Source organism: Exiguobacterium sp. UBA1053 (assembly GCF_002316465.1).
GTDB lineage: Bacteria > Bacillota > Bacilli > Exiguobacteriales > Exiguobacteriaceae > Exiguobacterium_A > Exiguobacterium_A abrahamii.
This window is the reverse complement of record NZ_DCDO01000005.1, coordinates 195394-218324: the sequence shown is the minus strand read 5'-3', so window position 1 is coordinate 218324 and position 22931 is coordinate 195394. Positions and strand designations below refer to the sequence as shown.

Annotated in this window: 18 protein-coding genes; 15 read left to right on the top strand and 3 right to left on the bottom strand. The window is 49.0% G+C overall.

What is annotated here, in order from left to right; translation table 11 throughout:
* The first annotated feature begins 9 nt into the window (after positions 1-9).
* From B3G15_RS05195 to ligA, 5 genes are all read left to right on the top strand, one after another.
* Positions 10-1389: a TrkH family potassium uptake protein gene (locus B3G15_RS05195; protein ID WP_029340750.1), complete on the top strand. Its 1380-nt coding sequence runs from the start codon at positions 10-12 to the stop codon at positions 1387-1389.
* Positions 1390-1401: 12 nt separating this feature from the next.
* The gene (locus tag B3G15_RS05190; protein WP_290716644.1) at positions 1402-1626 is read left to right on the top strand and encodes a hypothetical protein; all 225 of its coding nucleotides are present in this window, start codon (positions 1402-1404) and stop codon (positions 1624-1626) included.
* Between the two features lie 74 nt (positions 1627-1700).
* Entirely contained in the window at positions 1701-2384 is a 684-nt protein-coding gene (locus B3G15_RS05185) for a heptaprenylglyceryl phosphate synthase (protein WP_035412748.1), read from the top strand.
* Positions 2385-2429: 45 nt separating this feature from the next.
* Positions 2430-4655, top strand: coding sequence for a DNA helicase PcrA (pcrA, locus tag B3G15_RS05180; RefSeq protein ID WP_035412308.1), 2226 nt, complete (start codon positions 2430-2432; stop codon positions 4653-4655).
* A gap of 14 nt (positions 4656-4669) precedes the next feature.
* Entirely contained in the window at positions 4670-6664 is a 1995-nt protein-coding gene (ligA, locus tag B3G15_RS05175) for an NAD-dependent DNA ligase LigA (RefSeq protein WP_058704951.1), read from the top strand.
* A gap of 72 nt (positions 6665-6736) precedes the next feature.
* On the opposite strand, the gene B3G15_RS05170 is transcribed toward ligA, so the two are convergent.
* Complete coding sequence (locus B3G15_RS05170) at positions 6737-7318, bottom strand: class D sortase (RefSeq protein ID WP_023467085.1); 582 nt, start codon at positions 7316-7318, stop codon at positions 6737-6739.
* A 135-nt stretch (positions 7319-7453) separates the two neighbouring features.
* Here B3G15_RS05170 and B3G15_RS05165 point away from each other — a divergent pair, with 135 nt between their 5' ends.
* From B3G15_RS05165 to B3G15_RS05155, 3 genes are all read left to right on the top strand, one after another.
* Positions 7454-8632: a CamS family sex pheromone protein gene (locus B3G15_RS05165; protein WP_087682081.1), complete on the top strand. Its 1179-nt coding sequence runs from the start codon at positions 7454-7456 to the stop codon at positions 8630-8632.
* Positions 8633-8903: 271 nt separating this feature from the next.
* On the top strand, positions 8904-9758 hold the full coding sequence (locus tag B3G15_RS05160) for a MurR/RpiR family transcriptional regulator (protein WP_050678993.1): 855 nt from the start codon (positions 8904-8906) through the stop codon (positions 9756-9758).
* 13 nt (positions 9759-9771) lie between these two features.
* Complete coding sequence (locus B3G15_RS05155; protein WP_290716627.1) at positions 9772-10947, top strand: M20 metallopeptidase family protein; 1176 nt, start codon at positions 9772-9774, stop codon at positions 10945-10947.
* A gap of 55 nt (positions 10948-11002) precedes the next feature.
* Here the strand turns inward: B3G15_RS05155 and B3G15_RS05150 are convergent, their stop codons facing one another.
* Positions 11003-11197, bottom strand: coding sequence for a YwbE family protein (locus B3G15_RS05150; protein WP_023467094.1), 195 nt, complete (start codon positions 11195-11197; stop codon positions 11003-11005).
* Positions 11198-11392: 195 nt separating this feature from the next.
* On the opposite strand from B3G15_RS05150, the gene B3G15_RS05145 reads away from it, so the two are divergent.
* From B3G15_RS05145 to glsA, 3 genes are all read left to right on the top strand, one after another.
* The gene (locus B3G15_RS05145) at positions 11393-12250 is read left to right on the top strand and encodes a J domain-containing protein (protein ID WP_290716622.1); all 858 of its coding nucleotides are present in this window, start codon (positions 11393-11395) and stop codon (positions 12248-12250) included.
* Positions 12251-12256: 6 nt separating this feature from the next.
* Positions 12257-14833, top strand: a complete 2577-nt coding sequence (gene clpB, locus B3G15_RS05140) for an ATP-dependent chaperone ClpB (protein ID WP_290716617.1) — start codon at positions 12257-12259, stop codon at positions 14831-14833.
* A gap of 127 nt (positions 14834-14960) precedes the next feature.
* Positions 14961-15893: a glutaminase A gene (gene glsA, locus B3G15_RS05135; RefSeq protein ID WP_023467099.1), complete on the top strand. Its 933-nt coding sequence runs from the start codon at positions 14961-14963 to the stop codon at positions 15891-15893.
* Here glsA and B3G15_RS05130 read toward each other — a convergent pair.
* Positions 15884-16672 carry a CHAD domain-containing protein gene (locus B3G15_RS05130; RefSeq protein ID WP_149426803.1) on the bottom strand — a complete coding sequence of 263 codons (789 nt, stop codon included), beginning with the start codon at positions 16670-16672 and terminating at the stop codon, positions 15884-15886. The two genes, glsA and B3G15_RS05130, sit on opposite strands and share 10 nt — an antisense overlap.
* A 92-nt stretch (positions 16673-16764) precedes the next feature.
* Here B3G15_RS05130 and B3G15_RS05125 point away from each other — a divergent pair, with 92 nt between their 5' ends.
* The 4 genes from B3G15_RS05125 to nagB all read left to right on the top strand — a co-directional run bounded on the left by B3G15_RS05125 (position 16765) and on the right by nagB (position 22774).
* Positions 16765-18120, top strand: coding sequence for an MATE family efflux transporter (locus tag B3G15_RS05125; RefSeq protein ID WP_058265717.1), 1356 nt, complete (start codon positions 16765-16767; stop codon positions 18118-18120).
* Complete coding sequence (mprF, locus tag B3G15_RS05120; RefSeq protein ID WP_290716606.1) at positions 18117-20675, top strand: bifunctional lysylphosphatidylglycerol flippase/synthetase MprF; 2559 nt, start codon at positions 18117-18119, stop codon at positions 20673-20675. The genes B3G15_RS05125 and mprF overlap by 4 nt, the downstream gene beginning before the upstream one ends.
* 183 nt (positions 20676-20858) lie before the next feature.
* Entirely contained in the window at positions 20859-22016 is a 1158-nt protein-coding gene (gene nagA / locus B3G15_RS05115) for an N-acetylglucosamine-6-phosphate deacetylase (protein ID WP_290716603.1), read from the top strand.
* Positions 22013-22774 carry a glucosamine-6-phosphate deaminase gene (nagB, locus tag B3G15_RS05110; protein ID WP_050679000.1) on the top strand — a complete coding sequence of 254 codons (762 nt, stop codon included), beginning with the start codon at positions 22013-22015 and terminating at the stop codon, positions 22772-22774. The genes nagA and nagB overlap by 4 nt, the downstream gene beginning before the upstream one ends.
* Positions 22775-22931: the final 157 nt, after the last annotated feature.

Sequence of the window (22931 nt, the reverse complement as noted above, 5' to 3'; positions counted from 1 at the left end):
CGTGTCATATTGGATTTTGCGTTACAACATAAAATTCAGCACTTCATTCGAAGGCTGACGCCCATCCAGTCGCTCGTCATCATCTACTTCGTTGCGGTCATCATCGGAATCATCATGCTCGGTCTGCCGTGGTCGACCAAGGGAGACTACAACTGGGATTTCACGGACCTCGTCTTCATGGCGGTCAGTTGTGTCAGTGTCACTGGTTTGACGACGGTCTCGGTCTCAGAAACCTTCACGACGTTCGGCTACTTCATGATCATGATTTTAGTGCAAGTCAGCGGAATCGGTTTGATGTCGCTTCATATCGCGATGTGGGTCATTCTCGGAAAACGAATCGGCTTTCGGGAACGCCAACTCGTCGTCCGAGATCAAAACCAGACGACGATGCAAGGGGTCGTCAAATACATTCGGGAAGTCATCTTGATCATCGTCTCGATTGAATTGATTGGGGCATTGATTCTCGGGCTGTACTATACGAAATATTTTCCGACACTAGGTGAAGCGATGCTCCAAGGACTGTTCGGATCGGTCAGTGCGACGACGAATGCTGGTTTTGATATCACGGGTGAATCGTTACTACCGTTTCGTGGTGATTTGTTCGTCGTCTTCATGCAAATTTTGTTACTGACACTTGGTGCGATCGGCTTTCCGGTACTCGTCGAAGTCCGGCGCTACATCTCGTACCGGGCGACACGCCAAGCGACACGTCAACCGTATCATTTTTCACTGTTTACAAAATTGACGGCGTCAACGTTCTTCATTCTCGTCCTATTCGGAACGGTAGCATTGCTGCTATTTGAATGGAACCAATCCTTTAAAGGTTTACCGATCGATGAGAAGCTCGTCGACGCCTTGTTCCAATCCGTCACGACCCGAAACGGGGGATTGACGACGGTCGACATCACCTCCTTCTCACAAGCGTCGATTTTCGTCCTGTCGCTCTTGATGTTCATCGGGGCGTCACCGTCTTCCGTTGGTGGGGGGATTCGAACGACGACGTTCGCGGTCGCCGTCTTGAGTGTCATCGCCTTCATCCGAGGCGAATACGGCATCAAAATCTTTGGTCGTGAGATTGGTCAGTCGGACATCTGGAAAGCCTTCGTCGTCATCGTCGTCTCGACTGGTGTGACGATGGTCGGATTGATCGTCTTGTTGCTTGTCGAGGATGCCCCATTCCTCGTGCTGTTTTTTGAAGCCTGTTCGGCGTTCGGAACGACCGGTCTATCGCTCGGCATCACGGATCAACTATCGGATATCGGAAAATGGACGTTGTCCGTGCTGATGTTCATCGGTCGAATCGGTGTCATCTCGTTCGTTCTTCTCTTGAAGGCGAACCAACCGAAACGTAACTACAACTATCCGAAGGAATCCGTCATCATCGGATAAGGAGGCTCTTTTATGAAACATGCCTTTTGGATCAACTTCGCCTATATCTTTGCTGTTCCTGTCTTACCGTTTTTGGCGCTCGTCAATGGGCGAGCACTCTGTTCACCGGATTCACCGTTACTGGACGTTCCGGTACTCGGCTTCTTTTTGGCAGAACCGTGGGCGTTCGTGCCGGTATATGCGGTCTTTGCGTTGTTACTGGCGTCACTCTTGACGAAACGACGGACACACGTCTAACCATCTCGCCCTGCGCGAGATGGTTTTTTGTTTTATACTGAATGTGGAATGAGAAAGAGAGGATGGGACGAACCGTGTTATTACCTTTTAATGAATGGCGACATGTCTTTAAACTAGATCCAGCAAAACCAATCGATGATGCTAGCCTGCAGGCGATTGCGACGTCCGGAACGGATGCGATTCTTGTCGGTGGAACGGATGACATCACACTCGATGCGACGCTTGATCTCTTGATGCGTTTGCGCCGGTATCCAGTCGCAGTGGCACTCGAGATTTCTGAACTCGAAGCCGCAACGATGGGATTTGATACGTATCTGACACCGACGGTCCTGAATGCGGGTACATTAGAGTACGTCGTCGAAAAACAAGTCGAGGCGTTAGAACAAGTCGGTCATATGCTGGCTCACGCTGATCTTGTCGGGGAAGGGTATATCGTCCTGAATCCTGATGCGAAGGTCGCGCGTGTGACACAAGCAAAACCGTTAACATTAGATGAGACCGTCGCTTATGCGCAGTTAGCGGATAGCGTCTTCCGTCTACCGGTCGTATATCTCGAATACAGCGGCGTTTACGGAGAACCGGAACGAGTCGCAGCCGTTCGCGATGTCTTGAAACAGGCACGCCTGTTTTACGGTGGAGGAATCGACTCCGAAGAGCGAGCGCGTGAGATGCTGCAGTATGCGGATACGATCGTCGTCGGGAACGTCATTTATGAGGATTTAAAAGCAGCGCTTGCGACTGTCGCAGCGACACGATAAAATATAGGAACAAAAGTTCGGAATATAAGAAATGAGGCTATTGATATGTTTAATTTGAGTGAACAGCTCGTCAGTGGACTAAACCCTGAGCAAGCAAGAGCAGTCAAGCATACGGAAGGTCCACTGCTGATCATGGCAGGAGCCGGTTCCGGGAAGACACGCGTCCTGACACATCGGGTCGCTTATTTGATGGCGGCTAAACAAGTCGCACCGTGGAACATCCTCGCGATTACGTTCACGAACAAGGCGGCGCGAGAAATGCGAGACCGGATCGGTCGTTTGGTCGGTGGTGTCGCGAATGATATTTGGGTCTCGACCTTCCACTCGATGTGTGTCCGGATGTTACGTCGTGACATCGATCAGCTTGGGTACGACCGTAACTTCACGATTCTTGATTCAAGTGATCAGCAGTCGGCGATCAAGCTCGTCTTAAAGGAACAAAACTTGGACCCGAAAAAATGGGATCCACGTTCGATGCTGACGATCATCTCGTCACAGAAAAATGAATTACGCAGTGCTGAATTCTACGCCTCGATCGTGACGAGCCCGTATGAAAAGACAGTTGCTGAAATCTATAAAGGATATGAAGCGGTCTTACGCCGGAACAACGCGCTCGACTTTGATGATTTGATCGGAAAAACGACGGAATTGTTCAAGAAGAGTCCGGATGTCCTTGCTTACTATCAGAAGAAATTCCGCTACATTCATGTCGATGAGTATCAAGATACGAACAAAGCCCAGTATGATCTCGTCAACCTGTTAGCATCGGGACATCAGAATCTCTGTGTCGTCGGGGACTCGGATCAGTCGATCTATCGCTGGCGTGGTGCTGACATCGCGAACATCCTCTCGTTCGAAGAGGACTATCCGAATGCAGCTGTCATCTTACTCGAGCAAAACTACCGTTCTTCGAAACGAATCTTGGAGGCGGCTAACCATGTCATCCAAAATAACTCGACACGCAAAGACAAGAAACTTTGGACGGATAATGATGAAGGCGAGAAGCTGATCGTCCATACGGCAGAGAATGAGCGGGAAGAAGCCTTTTATATCGTCCAAGAGATTCGGAACTCGCTTCGTTACGGGATGAAACTGAGCGATATCGCGATTCTGTACCGGACGAATGCACAATCGCGTGCGATCGAGGAAACACTTCTGAAATCGAACGTTCCGTACAAAATGATTGGCGGCACGAAGTTCTACGATCGTAAAGAGATCAAGGACGTTCTCGCTTATCTCCGTTTGATTTCGAATCCGGATGAAGACCTGTCCTTCGCGCGGATCGTCAACGAACCAAAACGTGGCATCGGCGCAACGACGATTGATAAGCTGCGTGATTTCGCCGACTTACAGGGTGTGTCATTGATGGAAGCGATTCGCGATATCGAATTGTCGAGTATCGCACCGAAGACGGCAGCGAAGCTGACGGATTTCCGGACGATGATTCTTGGACTCAGTCAAATGCAAGAATTCATCAGCCTGTCGGAACTGGTCGAAGAAGTACTCGAGAAATCAGGATATCGTCAAGTACTGAAGGAAGATAAGACACTAGAAGCACAAAGTCGTCTCGAGAACATTAACGAGTTCATCACCGTTGCGCAAAACTTTGAGAAGGAAACGGCGAAAGCCGATCCAGAAGATCGGACGATCATCGCCTTCTTGACTGATTTGACACTCGTCGCCGATGTCGATTCACTCGACGAGACGGATCCGGAAGAACAAGTTACATTGATGACGCTCCACTCGGCAAAAGGACTCGAGTTCCCGGTCGTCTTCTTGATTGGGATGGAGGAAGGCTTGTTCCCACATAGCCGCTCGCTTCAGGATGAAGACGAGATGGAGGAAGAACGTCGCCTCGCGTATGTCGGGATCACACGTGCTGAGAAACGCCTTTACTTGTCACATGCGCGGATGCGTTCTCTGTACGGACGGACAAATGCGAACCAAGAATCACGGTTCCTAGCGGAGCTGCCGGAAGTCGTCATCGAGCGGACCGGTAAAAAAGCGAAGCCACTTCCATGGGAAGACCGCCCTGTTCCGCAAGGCAAAGCCGTCATCGGTCGCTCGATCAGCAAACCGACAGCAATGAAGACGTCAGGTGCGGAAACGCTCGGTTGGTCGGTCGGAGATAAGGCAGAGCACGGGAAATGGGGACTCGGTACAGTCGTCCAGACTCGTGGTGAAGGGGATAATCTTGAAATCGATATCGCATTCCCAGCAGTCGGAATCAAACGATTACTCGCGAAATTCGCACCGATTAAAAAGGTATGACGGGAGGTCCACAGATGGACGCAAGCCAGCGTATAGATGAGATTCGTCAAACATTGAACCGATACAGCTACGAATACTACGTACTGGATCAACCAACGGTACCGGATGCGACGTACGATCAATTGCTTCGTGAACTGACGGAGTTAGAAACAGAGCATCCAGAACTGATCACACCGGATTCGCCGACGCAACGCGTCGGCGCGGCACCGCTCGAAGCGTTCGAGAAGGTGACGCATGATTTACCGATGCTGTCGCTCGGAAACGTCTTTGATGAGACAGAAATTCGCGAATGGGTCGCTCGGATTGAGCGGTCGCTCGGACGTTCGACGACGTATGTCGCCGAACTGAAATTCGATGGACTTGCGATTTCGCTGAAATACGAAGACGGCCGATTCGTTCGTGGGGCAACGCGTGGCGATGGAACCGTCGGCGAAAACATCACGCAGAACCTACGGACAATCAAAGCGTTACCGCTTCGTTTGCAGGCAGAAGAGACGGTCGAAGTCCGTGGTGAGGCTTACATGCCGAAGCAATCGTTCGAACGCTTGAATGAAGACCGTGCAAGTCGGGAAGAGACATTGTTCGCGAATCCGCGTAATGCGGCCGCAGGTAGTCTGCGTCAGCTGGATTCGTCGATCACAGCGTCGCGCAATCTGTCGTTGTTCGTGTATGGCGTCGGTGTCAATACGTTGACGGCCCGTTCACATAGCGAAGCGATGGCACAACTCGCTTCACTCGGGTTACCGACCAATCAACATATGCAGACGTGTGAGACGGTGGAAGAGATTCTTGCCTACATCGCGCACTGGACAGAAGCACGCGCGAGCCTGCCATATGAGATTGACGGAATCGTCTTGAAAGTCGATCGATACGATGATCAGGAAGAGCTCGGCTTCACAGCAAAAAGTCCCCGCTTCGCGACAGCCTATAAGTTTGCGGCGGAAGAAGTCATGACGACGGTTGAAGACGTTGATTTCAGTGTCGGTCGGACCGGGAAAGTCACACCTCGCGCCCGTTTTGCACCGGTCGTCGTCGCAGGATCGACAGTGACGTATGCGACCCTGCACAACGCCGACTTCATCGCTGAAAAAGATATCCGCCTTCAGGACTCAGTCATCATTAAAAAAGCAGGCGATGTCATCCCGGCAGTCGTACAAGTCGTCACGGCAGAACGGACAGGGGAAGAGACACCGATCGTTTTCCCAACGCATTGTCCGGCCTGTCAATCGGAACTTGTCCGTCTCGAAGGTGAAGTCGACATCCGCTGTGTCAGTCCGGAATGTCCAGCGCAATTGATGGAAGGTATCATTCACTTCGTTTCGCGTCAGGCGATGAACATCGATGGTCTTGGTGAAAAAGTCGTCCGTCAATTGTATGATCATGAAGCAATCCGGACGATTGCCGATTTATATCGACTCGATCGTGAAGAATTATTGACGTTTGATCGAATGGGTGAGACGTCCGTCGATAAATTACTTGCGGCAATCGAAGCTTCGAAACAGAACTCGGTCGAGCGTCTCTTGTTTGGTCTCGGAATCCGACTCGTCGGTCAAAAAGCGGCGTATCTTCTAGCGGAACGTTTTGATTCGTTAGCAGGGATAGCAGCAGCAAGCTACGAGGAGATTGTCGCAATCGATGGCATCGGTGGGAAAATCGCGGATTCGATCGTGAAGTACTTCGAACATCCGGAAGCACAGGCATTGATTCGTGATTTGGAACAACTGGGCGTCAATCAACGTTTCCTTGGGGAACGGGTTGACCAGACGAATGCACCACTCGGTGGCAAAACGATCGTCTTGACGGGGACGCTCGAGAGCTTAAAACGGTCAGAGGCTGGTAAACGACTCGAAGCACTCGGTGCCGATGTGACAGGAAGCGTCAGTAAAAAGACGGACGTACTCGTCGCAGGGGAAAAGGCAGGCTCTAAGCTGACGAAGGCGGAATCGCTTGGTATCGAAATTTGGGATGAAGCGCGTCTGTTAGAAGAACTAGCTAAACACGAAGCGTGAGCAGGATGAATGAGAACGATCAAATAAAAAGGAAGGCGGAATTCCGCCTTCCTTTTTTCGTGTTCATCCTTGTCACGAAGCAATCGTTTCGCTCCGAATCAAAGTACCTTGTTTGATGAGACGATTCGTTGCCGTTTCTGGTGGATCACAGGTGATTAATGTGATGGTTGGGGAAGCGACGGATTGATCGAGGACGGACAATGTCGTCGGTGTGACAAGACGACTGGATGTGATGCGGTACGTATACCGATGTGTTTTTGTCGTGACGACGACGGTATCGCCTTTTTTGACGTCAGGCAGACGATTGAAATGAAGCCCTTCCGTGAAACTTCGGTGTCCGGCGAGCGCATAATTGCCTTTTCCGGGTGATCCGGTTTCTGGAATATGACCGATACTACGGTCTAAGACCGCTGTCGTCGAGCCTTCTAAGATGACTTGCTCGAAATCTATGCTTGGAATCGAGAGCAGTCCAACACCTGATTTTGCGAGCGGTTGTTTCGTCTCTTTTGCATCGACGGTCTTTAGACTTTTTGTCCATTGTTCTTTTAAATTGGCTGCCTCTTGTTCACGCTGATAGTCACTAATGAAGGGCCAAGCAATAAGGGCGATGCCTGCCAGTAAAAAAAGCAGACCGATGAATTTACGACGTGTCATGAGAAAAAGTCCTTTCGGATACGCTAAGGCGCATCATCTTTTTTGAAAATCAGGGGAAAACTTGTCCTTCCCCGATGGAAAACGATTCTGTTATGATAAAGAGAACGATTTAAAAAACATGGGGTGCAAATAGAGATGAACTATAAAACAGCAGTAGCGTTGACGTTATCGAGCACGTTATTTTTAGGTGCTTGTTCGTTCGACCTTTCGCCAAGTAGCGATACAAAAGAAGTCATTACTGAAAGTGAACAAGGTAAGGAAGTCCAAGCCGTCGTCAGTCCAGCCATTGATACGACAGATTCGTACTACCGGACGGTCTTACCGTTTCGTCCAAGCGTCGCACGTGGAATGACACAAAAACGTGTCAGTTCACGTCTTGAGCTTGATGAAATCGAAACGGGTTTAATGCGTCATTCGACACAGTTTTTTGATCCGGAAAAATACTATTACCAAGAAGGTCAGTTACTCGAAGCCGACCAAATCGCGAAATGGTTGTTGCGAAAAGGAAAAGCAGGCGATGGCGTCAGCGATCCTGAAGGTCTGAACCCAGCCTATACGTCTGGTAAGTCGTATAAAGAAAAAAACCAAAAGTCACCTATGATTCTATCGCATATCTTAGAGCAAGACTACATGCTTGAAGAAGATAAGAAACTCGAACTCGGTGGCACGTCGATTGCGCTTGTCTTAAATAGTGAGTATGTGTTCCAAGATGAAAACTATGGACCGACCTATACCGTTAAACTTGATGAAAAGAAAGTCGTTGCTGAAGGAAAGCGGATGGCAAACGAGTTAGTCAAGAAGATGCGTAAGACACAAGGGATGAAGACGACACCGATTCACGTCGCTCTCTACCTCCAGGAAAAAGAAGGATCACCGGTTTCCGGTCACTATCTCTCGTCTGCCTTCATCGGTCGCGGGAATCAAATCAGTGCGAACGACTGGAAAAACTACAATGAGCGCTATTACTACTACCCGTCAGCACGCGCGACGAATGATGTGCGGGATGATGCGGCGAAGTTCGATTTATTTAAAGACCGTCTAGAAGACTACTTCCCGAACTACACCGGTATGATAGGGGAAGGCTTCTATCAAGAAGACGAACTGAAAAAGCTTGAGATGAAGATTCCCGTTCAATTTTACGGAAAAGCAGAACTCGTCGCATTCGTTCAGTACGTGACGTATCTGCTTGAGAATCGTTGGGAGTATAATCGAAACATTCCAACGACGATCACTGTGACGAACTTGAACGGGGATACGGAAGCGATGCTGTTCCTCGATCCGGATACAAAAAAACCAATCGTCAAGATTCGCTGATTTCTCGATTCACTTTATGAAGCGACATTCCTCCAATGGACGGAATGTCGCTTTTTTTGTAGAACGGACGCTGGAAGAGAAAAGCATATGAATCAGAAAGGAAGGGTATGGAAGAAGAATGGTATTTTGTTTCACTTTCCCATTTTTTAGATTTACGAAAGCCAGTAGGAGAGAGCATAATGAAAGAAGAACAGTTCTACACACAGGAACGACGCGGTAAGTGATAAATCGTTAGTTCTTTTAAAAAGAAGAGGATAAAGGGGAGATGTAGATGAAAGGCGGTATCTATTCACAAATCGGTGCAGTTCGAGAGGAACTACCATCGTCCTCACGAAAAGTCGCAGACTATGTCTTGACGCATATGAACCAAATTGCGCGCATGACGATCCACCAACTCGCAGAGGAATCGGATACAAGTGCCGCTGCAGTCGTCCGCTTCTGCCGCGCGCTTGGATTAAAGGGATACCCGGAGTTGCGGATGCGTATCTCTGCCGATACAGCACGGACGGATTTAAAAGGGTATCACGATATCGAAAAGGATGAACGTCCTGTCGACTTGATTGAAAAAACGCTTAGTAACAGCATTCAAGCGTTACAGGATACTGCGAAGCAGTTGAATGATGAACGGATTGCGGATGCGATTGATGTGATTGATCAGGCGCGTGCGATTTATTTTTATGGGATTGGGGCATCGCATGTCGTCGCCGAAGACGCTGCTCAAAAATGGACGCGTGTCGGAAAACTAGCGATTCAAGAAACGGACCAGCACCTACTTGCGACGATCTTAGCGAATGCACGTAAAGAAGATGTCTTCTTTGCGATTTCCTATAGCGGAGAAACAGAAGAGGTTGTCGAATTGATCCGTTTGGCGAAAATCCAAGGGCTGAAGGTCATCAGTCTGACACGTTTCGGGGACAACCGGATCAGCCAACTAGCGGATATCGCGCTTTGGACATCACGCGCTCCGGAAGCACCGCTTCGTAGTGCTGCGCTCAGTTCGCGTCTCGCCCAACTATTTGCGATCGATGTCTTGTTCTTATCGTATGCTGCGGGACATTATGAAGACACGCTCGAACGCCTTCAATACACGCGGGAAAGCGTTAAGACACTGCATCAAAAGAAATAAGGGGGATACATATATGTCAGAACGAACTGCCGGACTAGAAGCGTTGTATCCAGAAATGGTCGAGCGCCGTCGCTATTTACATCAGCACCCAGAGTTGTCGTTTCACGAAGTCGAGACCCCGCGTTATATCGCGCAACATTTAAAAGCGCTCGGAATCGAAGTCAAGACGGAGGTCGGCGGACGTGGTGTCGTCGGGTATATTCGTGGAGGAAAACCGGGAAAGACCGTCGCGTTACGCGCCGACTTTGATGCCTTACCGATTGCTGACGCTAAAGAGGTCGCGTATCGGTCGACGGTTCCGGGTGTGATGCATGCATGCGGTCACGATGGTCATACGGCAACGCTGCTGGCCGTCGCAGAGACGCTCATGCAACAGCGGGAATCATTACCGGGGAACGTCGTCTTGATTCATCAACATGCGGAAGAAGTCGTTCCGGGCGGTGCACGCGATATGATTGCGGACGGTTGTCTCGAAGGGGTCGATGTCATCTTCGGAACGCATCTTTGGTCAACGATCGATTTAGGACATGTCGGTGTTCGGACTGGTCCGATCATGGCAGCGGCTGATAAGTTCGAACTGATCTTATATGGAAAAGGCGGACACGGTGCGAAACCACATGAGACGATTGATGCTGTCTTACTCGGGGCAACGATCGTCAAAGAATTACAATCGATCGTCAGTCGTCAACTCAATCCACTGGAGCCGGCAGTCGTGACCGTCGGAACATTACATGCGGGGAATACGTTTAATGTCATCGCGGATCAAGCGACGTTGACAGGAACGATCCGGACGTTTGATGAAGCGACAGCAGACGAGATCATCGAGCGGATGGAGCGAACGATCAAAGGAATCTGTGAAGCAGTCGGAGCAACGTATCACTTTACATACGAAAAAGGCTATCCAGCTGTCATCAACCATGCTGCACCCACCGCATTGATTGAATCTGTCGCACGAGAAGTTCTAGGAGACGCGCGTGTATTTGAGATCGAACCAACGATGGGTGGCGAGGATTTTGCTTATTATCTGCAACACGTACCGGGCGCGTTCTTCTTTACAGGAGCGGGAGATGCTTCGTATCCACCGCATCACCATCCACAGTTTGATTTTAAGGAGCCGGCGATGCTCGATGCAGCGCGTATTCTCGTCGAAGCGACATGGCGTTACTTAGAACAAGCTACTGAATCATGAAAAAATCGCTCGTCTTGACTCCGAAAAGGAATCAGGACGAGCGATTGCTGTCTTTTTATCCTAAAATTTCTTGAACACGACCGACTTGACCGTCTTCTAAGCGCACTTTAATCCCGTGCGGATGTTGCGGAGATTTCGTGAGAAGGTCTTTGACGATTCCTTCTGTTCGTTTACCCGTTCGTTGATCTTGCTTCAACACGATGCTGACTTTAAGACCGGGCGTGATATTTTTACGTGTTTTACCATCCATCTGTAGATCCTCCCATCGTTCATTTCCTGCTTGGCTATCAGTATAACATGGTTCAGTCGGTGAAACTTGTTTGTCGCAAGGACGTAAAGTGAAAAGAGAACAGAATGTCAGAAAAAAGTTTGACTATATTTGACCAATTAAGATACGACTTTTATAATTAAGGTAATGAAGTATAGGAAAAGGAAGTGAATTCGAATGGCAAAAGACTACTACCAAACACTCGGTGTCACAAAGGATGCATCGAATCAAGATATTAAGCGCGCGTACCGCAAATTGGCGAAGCAGTATCACCCAGACGTCAATAAAGAGGCGAGTGCGGACCAGCGTTTCAAGGATATCCAAGAAGCCTTCGATGTGCTTGGAGATGAGGAAAAACGAGCGAAGTATGATCGATACGGCAGTAACTTCGATCAGATGGCAGGTGCTGGAGCTGGTGGCGCTGGAGATTACGAAGATCTGTTCCGACAGTTCGGAGGTGGTGGACGGACACGACCTGGACAATCGTTCGGATTTGAAGACATGTTCGGTTCGTTCTTTAGTCAGGAAGAAGTGTCGACCGATGAAGAGCTTGAATTGACGATCCCACTCAGTCATCTCAGTACGAACGAAAAAGTCACGGTGCGTCTTGCGACGGGTTCGATCCAGCTGACGCTTCCGAAAGACGTCTATGACGGTAAAAAAGTTCGCTTACGTGGAAAAAGTTCGATGCGTAACCGACAAGGTGTCGCGGGAGATGTTTACGTGACGATTCACTTGAAGGATGACGATCAGTTCCGACGGGTCGACCAAGACGTCATTTCAACCGTCCGTGTTCATCCGACGACGCTTGTGCTCGGAGGCGAAGTCGTCGCAGATACGCTTGAAGGGAAACGAATCAAACTGAAAGTCAAACCGGGCACGAAACCAGGAGCGCGACTCCGGATTCCAAATCGTGGTCTGAGTCAAGCGAATGGTCATCGTGGGGCGTTACTTGTCCAACTCGAAGTCAAGTTACCTGAGATGGACCGTGCCTTTTATGAAGAGTGGGAACGTCAACTTGCAGTGAAGGAGTGATCAAGGATGGATTTTGAACGTTTAACGGATCGGGCACACGAGGGAATCGTCTCTGCCCAAGCGATCGCGAAACAACGTCGTCATAGTGAAATCACAGAATGGCATTTGTTACTTGCCTTACTTGCTCAAGAAGAAGGGATTGCACGAGTCGTCTTTGAAAAGCTGAATCAACGGATTGAGACATTGAATGGAGCGATTGACGAGGCGATTGGTAAGCTTCCTGCCTTGTCCCAGGCGACGACGCCTCGGATCGGTAGCTCGTTGCTGAACGTGTTGACGGAAGCAGAGACGGAAGCGCGTCTCATGCAGGATGACTATGTCTCCGTCGAACACTTATTGCTAGCATTGATCAAACAATCAAGTCCAGCAGCTCAATTTTTACGTCGTCAAGGCATTACGGAAGAGACACTCCGGGAAGCGATCGTCAGTATGCGAGGCAATCGGAAGGTCACGACGAAAAATCCCGAAGAGACGTTTGATGTGCTGAAAAAATATGGACGTGATCTCGTAGCGGATTTCCGGTCTGGGAAAACAGACCCGGTCATCGGCCGTGATGATGAGATTCGACGTGTCATCCGGATTTTGAGTCGGAAGACAAAAAACAATCCCGTCTTGATTGGAGAACCCGGCGTCGGGAAAACGGCAATCGTTGAAGGACTCGCGCAACGGATCGTCCGAGGAGATGTACCGGAGAGTCTGAAGAACAAGCAGTTGTTCAGTTTAGACATGAGTGCGCTCGTCGCTGGTGCGAAATACCGGGGTGAGTTCGAAGAGCGACTGCAAGCAGTCTTGAATGAAGTCAAGGAAGCCGAAGGACAGATTCTCTTGTTCATCGATGAGCTGCATACGATCGTCGGTGCCGGGAAGACAGACGGCGCAATGGATGCCGGAAACATGCTCAAGCCGATGCTTGCACGAGGAGAATTGCACTGTATCGGTGCGACGACGCTGGATGAGTACCGGAAGTATATCGAGAAAGATCCAGCGCTCGAACGTCGCTTCCAACAAGTACTCGTCGCAGAACCGGATGTCGAGGATACGATCTCCATTCTGCGTGGACTAAAAGAACGGTTCGAGATTCACCACGGTGTACGGATTCATGATAATGCGCTCGTCGCGGCGGCGGTGTTATCCGATCGGTATATTACGGATCGGTTCATGCCGGATAAGGCGATTGATCTCGTCGATGAAGCATGTGCTATGATTCGGACCGATATGGAGTCGATGCCAGCTGAACTCGATTCACTCGTCCGTCGAGTCATGCAGCTCGAAATCGAAGAAGCTGCGTTAAAGAAAGAGACAGATGAAGCATCTCGGAAACGACTTGCCATCTTACAACAAGAACTCAGCTCTGTTCGAGAAGACGAGAGTGCGCTTCGGACACGATGGGAACGGGAAAAAGAGAGTTCGCAAAGTGTCCAACAGTTACGCGCGGATCTTGAGAAGGCAAAACTGGCATTACAAGAAGCGGAAGGGCGCTATGACTTGAACCGAGCATCGGAAATCAAGTACGGTCAAATTCCGGATCTTGAGGCACGTCTGAAAGTCGCGGAAGAGTCATCTGAACACGTCTCACACGAACTCGTTCGAGAAGCGGTGACGGAAGAAGAGATATCCGACATCGTTTCGAAATGGACCGGCATTCCAGTGACGCGGCTTGCGCAGGGCGAACGCGAAAAATTACTTTATCTTGAAGATACGCTTCATGAGCGTGTCTTCGGTCAAGACGAAGCGGTCCGTCTCGTCGCGGACGCTGTCATTCGAGCGCGAGCTGGCATCAAGGATCCGAACCGCCCGATTGGCTCGTTCTTGTTCCTCGGTCCGACAGGGGTCGGGAAGACAGAACTCGCCAAAGCCTTGGCAGCCGCGATGTTCGATAGTGAAGATCACATCGTCCGCATCGATATGTCGGAGTATATGGAAAAACACAATGTCTCCCGTCTTGTCGGTGCGCCTCCGGGATACGTCGGTTATGAAGAAGGCGGTCAATTGACGGAAGCCGTCCGACGGAGCCCGTATTCGGTGCTGTTATTCGATGAGATCGAAAAAGCGCACGGGGACGTCTTCAATATCTTGCTTCAGTTGCTCGACGATGGTCGTTTAACGGATGCGCAAGGACGTGTCGTCGACTTCAAGAACACGATCGTCATCATGACGTCAAACATCGGGGCACCGATCCTGCTTGAAGCCGCCAAAGATGGTGTCATCGATGCGGCGGAAGAGGAAGCCGTTCGCCAAGAACTGAAGCGTCACTTCCGACCGGAGTTCTTGAACCGGATCGATGATACGATTTTATTCCATCCACTCCACCGGACGGAAATCGAACGAATCATCGACAAAGCGGTCGAGAAAATGAGTTCACGTTTATCTGGACGTGGCATTACGATTGATGTTACGGATGCTGCGAAGACGTTGATTTTCGAGGAAGCATTTGAACCACAATACGGCGCACGTCCAATCAATCGTTATATGCAACGGACGATTGAGACGAAACTTGCCCGTGCCTTGATCAGTGGGGCGATTCAAGATGGTGCCCGGATTGCGATTGACGTAGAAGACGGCGAACTAGTCGTACACGGATGAAGCGGATGCTAGAAAAAGGAGTCGACTCGGCTGAAACGAGTCGACTCCTTTTAGCGTTTACAGAAGAACCATATCCGTATTCGTCAGATGCGTGATAAGCTAGAAAAAAAGAGAAAGAGGGAACGCCATGAATGTTACACAAGCACAACTCGAGGAGTTGATTGAAGAATGCCGTCCGTATACAGTGCTTGGACAAGTCGCCAGTTATATTCCAGAGCTTGCGAAGGTTGATCCAACACAACTAGGAATCGCCGTCTGTAATGCCGACGGGACGTTCGTCTCGGCAGGTGATGCGGATACGATGTTTACACTACAGAGTGTATCGAAGATCATCACGCTCGCATTCGTTCTCGAGACATTCGGAGAAGATTATGTTTTTTCAAAAGTCGGGATGGAACCGACGGGTGATGCATTCAATTCGATCGCGAAACTTGAAGAGACGATTCCAACAAAACCGCTCAATCCAATGATCAATGCAGGAGCACTAGCCGTGACGAGCATGTTACCGGGAACGGATGCTGCCGATAAATTACTCCAATTGCGTCAATTCATCGCAAAACTATTGGATATTGAAGTAGAAATGGTAAAATATGACGCAGATGTTGCTGAATCGGAATTCGAAACGACAGATTTGAATCGGGCACTGCTCTACTTCATGCGCTATCACGGTGTGATTGAGGGAAATGTCGAAGAAATCATCGACGTCTATACGAAACAATGTGCGATTTTGACGAACTGTAAAGGACTTGCCATGATGGGGAAAATTTTGAGTACATCTGGAAAAACACCATCAGGACGCCAAGTCATTTCACGTCGGAACGCACGAATCATTCGAGCAATCATGACGACGTGTGGCATGTACGATGCATCTGGAGAATTTTCCGTCCAAGTCGGGCTTCCAGGAAAAAGTGGTGTTTCCGGTGCAGTCGTTGCTTGCGGTCGAAGTGATTTCGATATGGCCGATCTCGGAATCGGTGTCTTTGGACCATCGCTTGATGCCAAAGGGAACTCGATTGCCGGAACAAAGATGCTGGAATTACTCGTTCAACGTCATCCATGAGCGATTTCAATCTGATCAAGCGCAGAACGTAGTTCGTCCTCTAACCGCTTGATCTGACGCAAACGCTCTTCTTGATAAGCAGATGGAACCTCGAAAGAGCGCCATCTTTCTAATCGCTGATACGTGTCATTGATGTGTCCGAGTCGTGTCTGGGTTGCCTTTAGACGATCGACAGCAGACTTCGGTTGATGCGTGTAGGGACGAAGATACTCGACCGTATAACGGTATGCTTTTGTAGCAAGCCGTAATTCATGCATCCGTTCGACACGCTTCGTTCCATCCTTTCGTTGCACTTTTTCAAATTGTTCACGTTTTTTTTCATAGCGTTTCTCGGCGGCCTGAATCAGCTCTTTTTCTGACATCCGTTTGAGGCGCTTTGTCATCGGACCGGCTAAAAAGCGACGAACGGATCGATCCAGTTCATTTGAGATCAAGAGATGCATCGTCTCGATTAAAGTCGAACGTTTTCCTTGAAGTTGCAGAGCGACATGGTTCGCGAACAACTGATCGATTTCTGTTTTATTTGAGGTTGCTTCGAGTTGTACGTCGAGGTCACGGACTTCGCCGAAAGCATGCATCAGTCGCTTCCAAATCAAATAAACGGGTTCCTCCGTTAAATCGACCAATCGGGCGAATGTGATTAGTTTCCGTAACCGAATCCGCGCTTGATGGACATCTTCCGGATTTTCAAACGTTTGAGCCTCTTTGGCATAATGATTGAAGGTCGACCATGTCTCAAGCAGTTCGAAAGTCAGCTTTTCAGTATCTCGATGGTTCATGAGATGAATCCCTCCTCGGATTATTTTCGTAAGAGTTCAAGAGTGCTAGGTTTTAAAATTAAGGAGGACTCCTCCTGAAATGTGGTGGAAACATGTTAGAAACAGTTACGTTCTCAGGAAAGATGAAGCAATTCATGAAAATTTTCTTTCCCATCCTCGTAACGCAAGTCGCGTTTTACTTAATTAGTTTTTTCGATACGGTCATGGCCGGTCGATATGGTTCTGCTGATTTAGCAGGAGTCGGTGTTGGAGCAAGTCTCTGGGCACCCGTCTACACAGGACTGACCGGTATTCTACTTGCCGTCGCACCGCTCGTTTCCCAAGCGATGGGAGCAAAACGCGAGCGGGAAGTCAAACGGATCGTCATGCAGGCGTTGTACGTTGCTGTCGTGATCATTGGTTTGACTGTCGTCATCGGACTTATTGCTGTCAATCCGATTCTCGAACGGATGGAGTTATCAGCAGAGGCGCGTGAAGTCGCGCGAAATTACCTCGTGATGTTAGCACTCGGAATCGTACCGATGTTCGTTTTCTTCGTGTTACGAACACTCGTCGATTCATTAGGCAAATCAAATATCACGATGGTCTTACTACTAATCTCTTTACCCATTAACGTCCTTTTCAATTATCTATTCATCTTCGGAAGCTTCGGTTTTCCGGAACTTGGTGGAGTGGGCGCGGGAGTTGCGACTGCCATCACGTACTGGATTCTTTGTTTAGCGATCATCGCTGTCGTCTTTAAAGGAGAGTTATTTCAACGCCTTGGGATTCTGCGGCGCTTTTACCGTCCAGACATGAAGCGAATCAAGGAATTGATTCTACTCGGTGCCCCGATTGGTCTTGCGATTTTTTCTGAAGTCAGTATTTTCTCGGCGGTCACGTTGCTGCTCGGAGCGTACGGCGATGTCATCATCGGTGCCTATCAAGCAGCCATCAACTTCGCTTCGTTCGTCTATATGATCCCATTATCTGCTGCGTCCGCTTTGACGATCACAGTCGGTTTTGAGGTCGGCGCCAAACGAATCAAGGACGCTGTCCAGTACGTCGTCATTGGATTGACGATGTGTGTTGCCGTCTCCTTGTTCTCCGGGATCTTGTTGTATTTAAAGAATGAAGAACTTGCCGCTTTATATAGTCGTGATCCTCAAGTCATCGAAGCAGCCGCACACTTCATGATTTTAGCGATTTTCTTTCAACTGTCGGATGCCGTTGCTGCACCGACGCAAGGTGCATTACGTGGATTCAAGGATGTCAACGTCACCTTCTTGTTGACGATTGCTGCCTACTGGGTCATTGGACTACCATTAGGTTTTTATCTCGAACGCTATACGACGCTCGGACCAGATGGTTACTGGTGGGGATTGATCATCGGTCTTGCGGTCGGAGCAACGCTACTACTTGTTCGTCTTATGCATTTAATCCGTAAATCAAGGAGGCTGGCAGCTTGAAATTCTCAAAACAACGCATCATGACGATTGCGAAGATCATCTTGCCGATCGTCTTGATTGGATTCATTTTTTATCAAGGACAAAACGAATTGCGTAGTTTGTCGCTACAGGAATCGATTCAAGCGATTCGTCAAGTCCCATCTTGGCAATTCATCCTGTTGATTCTCGCAGGTCTTGCGGCAGTCTCGACGATGTTCTTTTATGACTTCTTCTTATTACGTTCATTGGAGGCGAAAGCACCGATCGGACTAATTTTCCGAGCATCCTGGATTGCGAACTCCTTTAACGGGATCATCGGATTCGGTGGTCTCGCTGGGATGGCGATTCGATCCGCTCTTTATCGACCATTTGTTGAAGGCGGTCGTTTGTTGAAGGCGATCGGCTGGATGGCACCGACGTTGATCAGTGGATTGTCCATCTTATCTGCCTTATCGCTTCTGCACGTTTTTCCAGCGTTCGAAGTGCTCGATTTAAAAAAATGGTTGTGGCCCGTCATCATTGGTGTCGCATTCTTCTTTCCACTCTATTTGCTGTTCTCGTTTCGACGAGGCAATAGCAGCATCCATCCGAAATCGATTGCGTTATATTCACTCGTCTCACTCGCAGAATGGTTCAGTGCTGGCGTTGTCGTCTATCTGATTTTGGCGGCGCTCGGAACGGATGTCAGTTTCTCAAAAGTCATCGGTGTTTTCATTATCGCTGCGACAGCCGGTTTGATCTCGATGGTACCGGGTGGGTTTGGTTCGTTTGACTTAGTGTTTTTGATCGGCATGCAGCGCGCGGGTGTCGAGGAAGGCATCGTCTTGACAGGATTATTGATCTATCGTCTTGTCTACTACTTGATTCCGTTCCTGATCGGTGTCATTTTCTCAGCTCGGGAGTTCAGCGGTCCGGTCGTCAAGATGATCGAAGACAAACCGATCGTTGGTCCATCGATGGAGGTCGGGGGTGTCATTTGGCGCTTACAACTGCGATTCCTCAGTAAAATTCGTCATTTCACACTCGCGTTGATCACACTCGTTGCCGGAATCACGATCTGGGGACTGGCGATTTTACCACCTGTCTCGACGCAATATGAATATTTGGAATCGAAATTACCGCATGAAGCGCTGTTACTCGCGAATAGTTTCTTCTTGATGGGCGGCTTATTGTTCGTCCTCTTATCGACAGCACTGTATCGTCGAACAAAACGGTCGTTATATATGATGTACGGGGCATCTTTTTTCGCGTTGATTGGAATGGCACTTCGTGGTTTTAACTTGATTTCCTTCCTTGCCGTCATCATCGTCCTCGTCTTGCTACTGATGTCGCGAAAAGCATTTCACCGAGAACGAACGCTCATTACGACGACACGGTTCATCCGGGTTGCCTTCGCTGGTCTATTGTACATTGGAGGATTCGTCTTTTTTGGATACGCCTTCTATACACTCGGATCAGCAGACGGAACAAAAGTGTATCCAGCACACGAAATTTTCATGTTTGCAGCGAGTGCCTCTATCTTTGCGCTCGTGTATGTTCTCGTCTTCATCCGCTTATTCAACACATTCAATCAACCGGTTCTCGGTGAGCGATTCGATGCTGAAAAGATCGAATCGGTATTGCGTGAGCAGGGTGGGAATTATTTAAGCCATCTCGCGTTTCTAGGTGATAAACGTTTCTTCTTCTCCAAAACAGGGCGTTCATTCATCCAGTTCAGTCAGACCGGTAATCGGATCATGGTCCTTGGCGACCCTAGTGGAGATCCGAAGGAGCATTCACAAGTCATCGCGTCTTTCTTACGTCGCGTCGAAGATCTTGGATATATTCCGAACATCTATCAAATTCAAGCGCAAAATATGTCTCTCTATCATGATTTTGGCTTCAACTTCTTCAAACTCGGGGAAGAAGCGATCGTTGATATCCCATCTTTCACTGTATCAGGGAAAAAACGAGCTGGACTTCGGTCGATTAAAAATCGCTTTGAACGAGAGGGTATGACGTTCGAAGTAGTCGAGCCACCTATTTCAGGAACTCTATTAGCAGAACTACAAGAGGTCTCCGACGAATGGTTAGGCGGTAAGTCCGAGAAAGGCTTTTCGCTCGGTTACTTCCACGAACCTTATTTAAATCGAGCGCCGATTGGCATCATGCGTGAAGCGGAAGGACGATTGATCGGGTTCATGACATTCATGCCTGCTTACCAAGAAGGGGTCTTATCGATTGACTTGATGCGTTTTCGACCAGATGGACCGAATGGAATCATGGATGCGATGTTCATTCGACTATTCGAGTATGCGAAAGATGAAGGCTACCACACGTTCAACATGGGAATGGCTCCGCTTTCGTCCGTCGGAGAGGACGAGACGTCCTTCTGGCAAGAACGTGTGGCAGCGGATGTCTTCAATAATATTCGCTACATGTATAGTTTCACCGGTCTACGACGATACAAAGAAAAGTACGATCCAAAATGGGAAGGACGATATCTTGCTTACCGAAAGCGTCAATCGTTACCGATGGCAATCTTAAAAGCAACGCGTCTGATTTCTCGAAAGAAAGACCGGATTTTATTACCATGATCGACTGACGCATGAAGTCGGCAATCGACGGGTATACAAAGGGCGACCCTATATCTACGGATATGCGGGATCGTCCTTTTATAATTTCGTTTAAATGTACAAAGGTCTATACAACTAGAATTAATCGCGTTATACTAGATACGGAAGCAAGTCATGGAACGGATAGAGAAAGGAAGATGCCAGATGACAGTGATCATCAATGCTCGGATTTACACGGGGGAGCAGACGATTGAAGACGGCTTCATTCGTTTTGACCGAACAATCGAGGCGATGGGACCCATGTCGAAATTCGAGGAAATCGCAGGAGAAGAGACGATCGATGCGCAGCATCAATCACTCATTCCGGGAATGATCGATGTGCATATTCATGGGGGATATGATGTCGATGTCATGGATGGAGATGTCGAGAGGTTGCGTCATTTCAGCCGACAGATGTTACAAGAAGGTGTGACATCATTTTTAGCGACGACGATTACTCAGGACTGGGGAAATATCACACGCGCGCTTGAGACGGTCCGAGAAGTCGTAGCGCAAGACGATACGACGATCGTCGGCGTTCATCTTGAAGGACCATTCATCAATTCGGATTATGCGGGTGCACAGCCTCACGAACATATCGTCGAACCGGATGTCGAGCAGTTCTTGAAATGGCAAAAAGCAGCAGGGAACACGATCAAGCTCGTCACATACGCTCCGGAACGCCCGGGAGCACGGGCGTTCGAAGAAGCGGTGCGCTTGACGGGTGCGATTCCGTCAGCCGGACATACGGACGCGACGTATGCCCAAAACCAAGCCGGTCACGTCACGCATGGTACCCACCTCTACAATCAAATGCGGGCACTTCATCACCGGGAACCAGGCACGGTCGGATATTGCCTCCTGACACCAGACGTCTATGCGGAGATCATTCCGGATGGGATTCACAGTGCGCCAGAAATGGTCGACTTCGCCTACCGAATGAAAGGCGCAGATCGACTGATTGTCATCACGGATGCGATGCGTGCAAAAGGATTAGCTGATGGTGAATATGAGTTAGGTGGTCAGGCTGTATTCGTTCGAGACGGTGCGGCACGTCTTGAAAACGGTAGCTTAGCTGGAAGTGTCTTAACGATGGACGCCGCCTTACGGAATATCATCGCCTATACAGGCTGTTCGCTCGAAGAAGCGGTTCGCATGACATCGGTCAATGCGGCAAAAGAACTTCAATTGACTCAAAAGGGAAGCCTCTCGGTCGGCAAGGATGCGGACATCGTCCTGCTCGACGAAGCGCTACACATTCAAGAAACGATTCATCGTGGTACGCGACACCGGATCACGAACGGAAAGGAGTCTACCTCATGAAATGGATGATCGTAGAAAAAGGAGAAGAATTAGCACAGGTGGCCTATCAATTTTTGAAACAGGAAATTGAGCGTCACCCGGAAGGTTTGACGGTAGGACTGGCAACGGGAAGTTCACCGGTCGGCGTTTATGAAGAATGGCGGAAGGATTCGCTCGATTGTCGACATGTGACGACGGTTAATCTAGACGAATATGTCGGTCTCAGCCCAGAGCATCCACAAAGTTATCATACGTTCATGCAAGAGCATCTATTCAAAGATGTCGCGTTTAAGGAATCATTCGTTCCAATCGGGGACACAGAAGATCCCGTGCGCGAAAGTGAACGATATGAAGCGCTCGTCCGCAATCGAGGAATCGACATTCAATTACTTGGAATCGGAGCGAATGGACACATCGCCTTCAATGAACCAGGTACACCGTTCGATGCTAAGACACACGTAACGGAATTGACAGAGTCGACACGAGAAGCGAACCAACGATTCTTTGATCGATTAGAAGAAGTACCGACGAAGGCGATCACGATGGGAATCGGTACGATCATGGAAGCGAAGAAAATCCTTCTCGTTGCTTCTAGTGAACGAAAGGCAGAAGCGGTTCGCGACATGATGGAAGGTGTCGCAACAACGGATTGTCCAGCGACTGTACTCAAGCGTCATGCTGATGTCATGGTGATCTTGGACGAAGAAGCTGCATCTTTATTGTCAGATGACGCTAAACGTACAGGACGGGCGGCTTATCTGAATTTCATGAAAGTATGACGATGGAAGAGCGATGAATCAAAAGGGATAGAGACAATCATTGGATTGACTCTATTCCTTTTTTTGATTCTGTTGAGCCTAGTCTCAAGCGATTTTTTATTTTGATAGAAAGGCATCAACAGGACATATACCAAGATCATTCAATCTCATGATACAG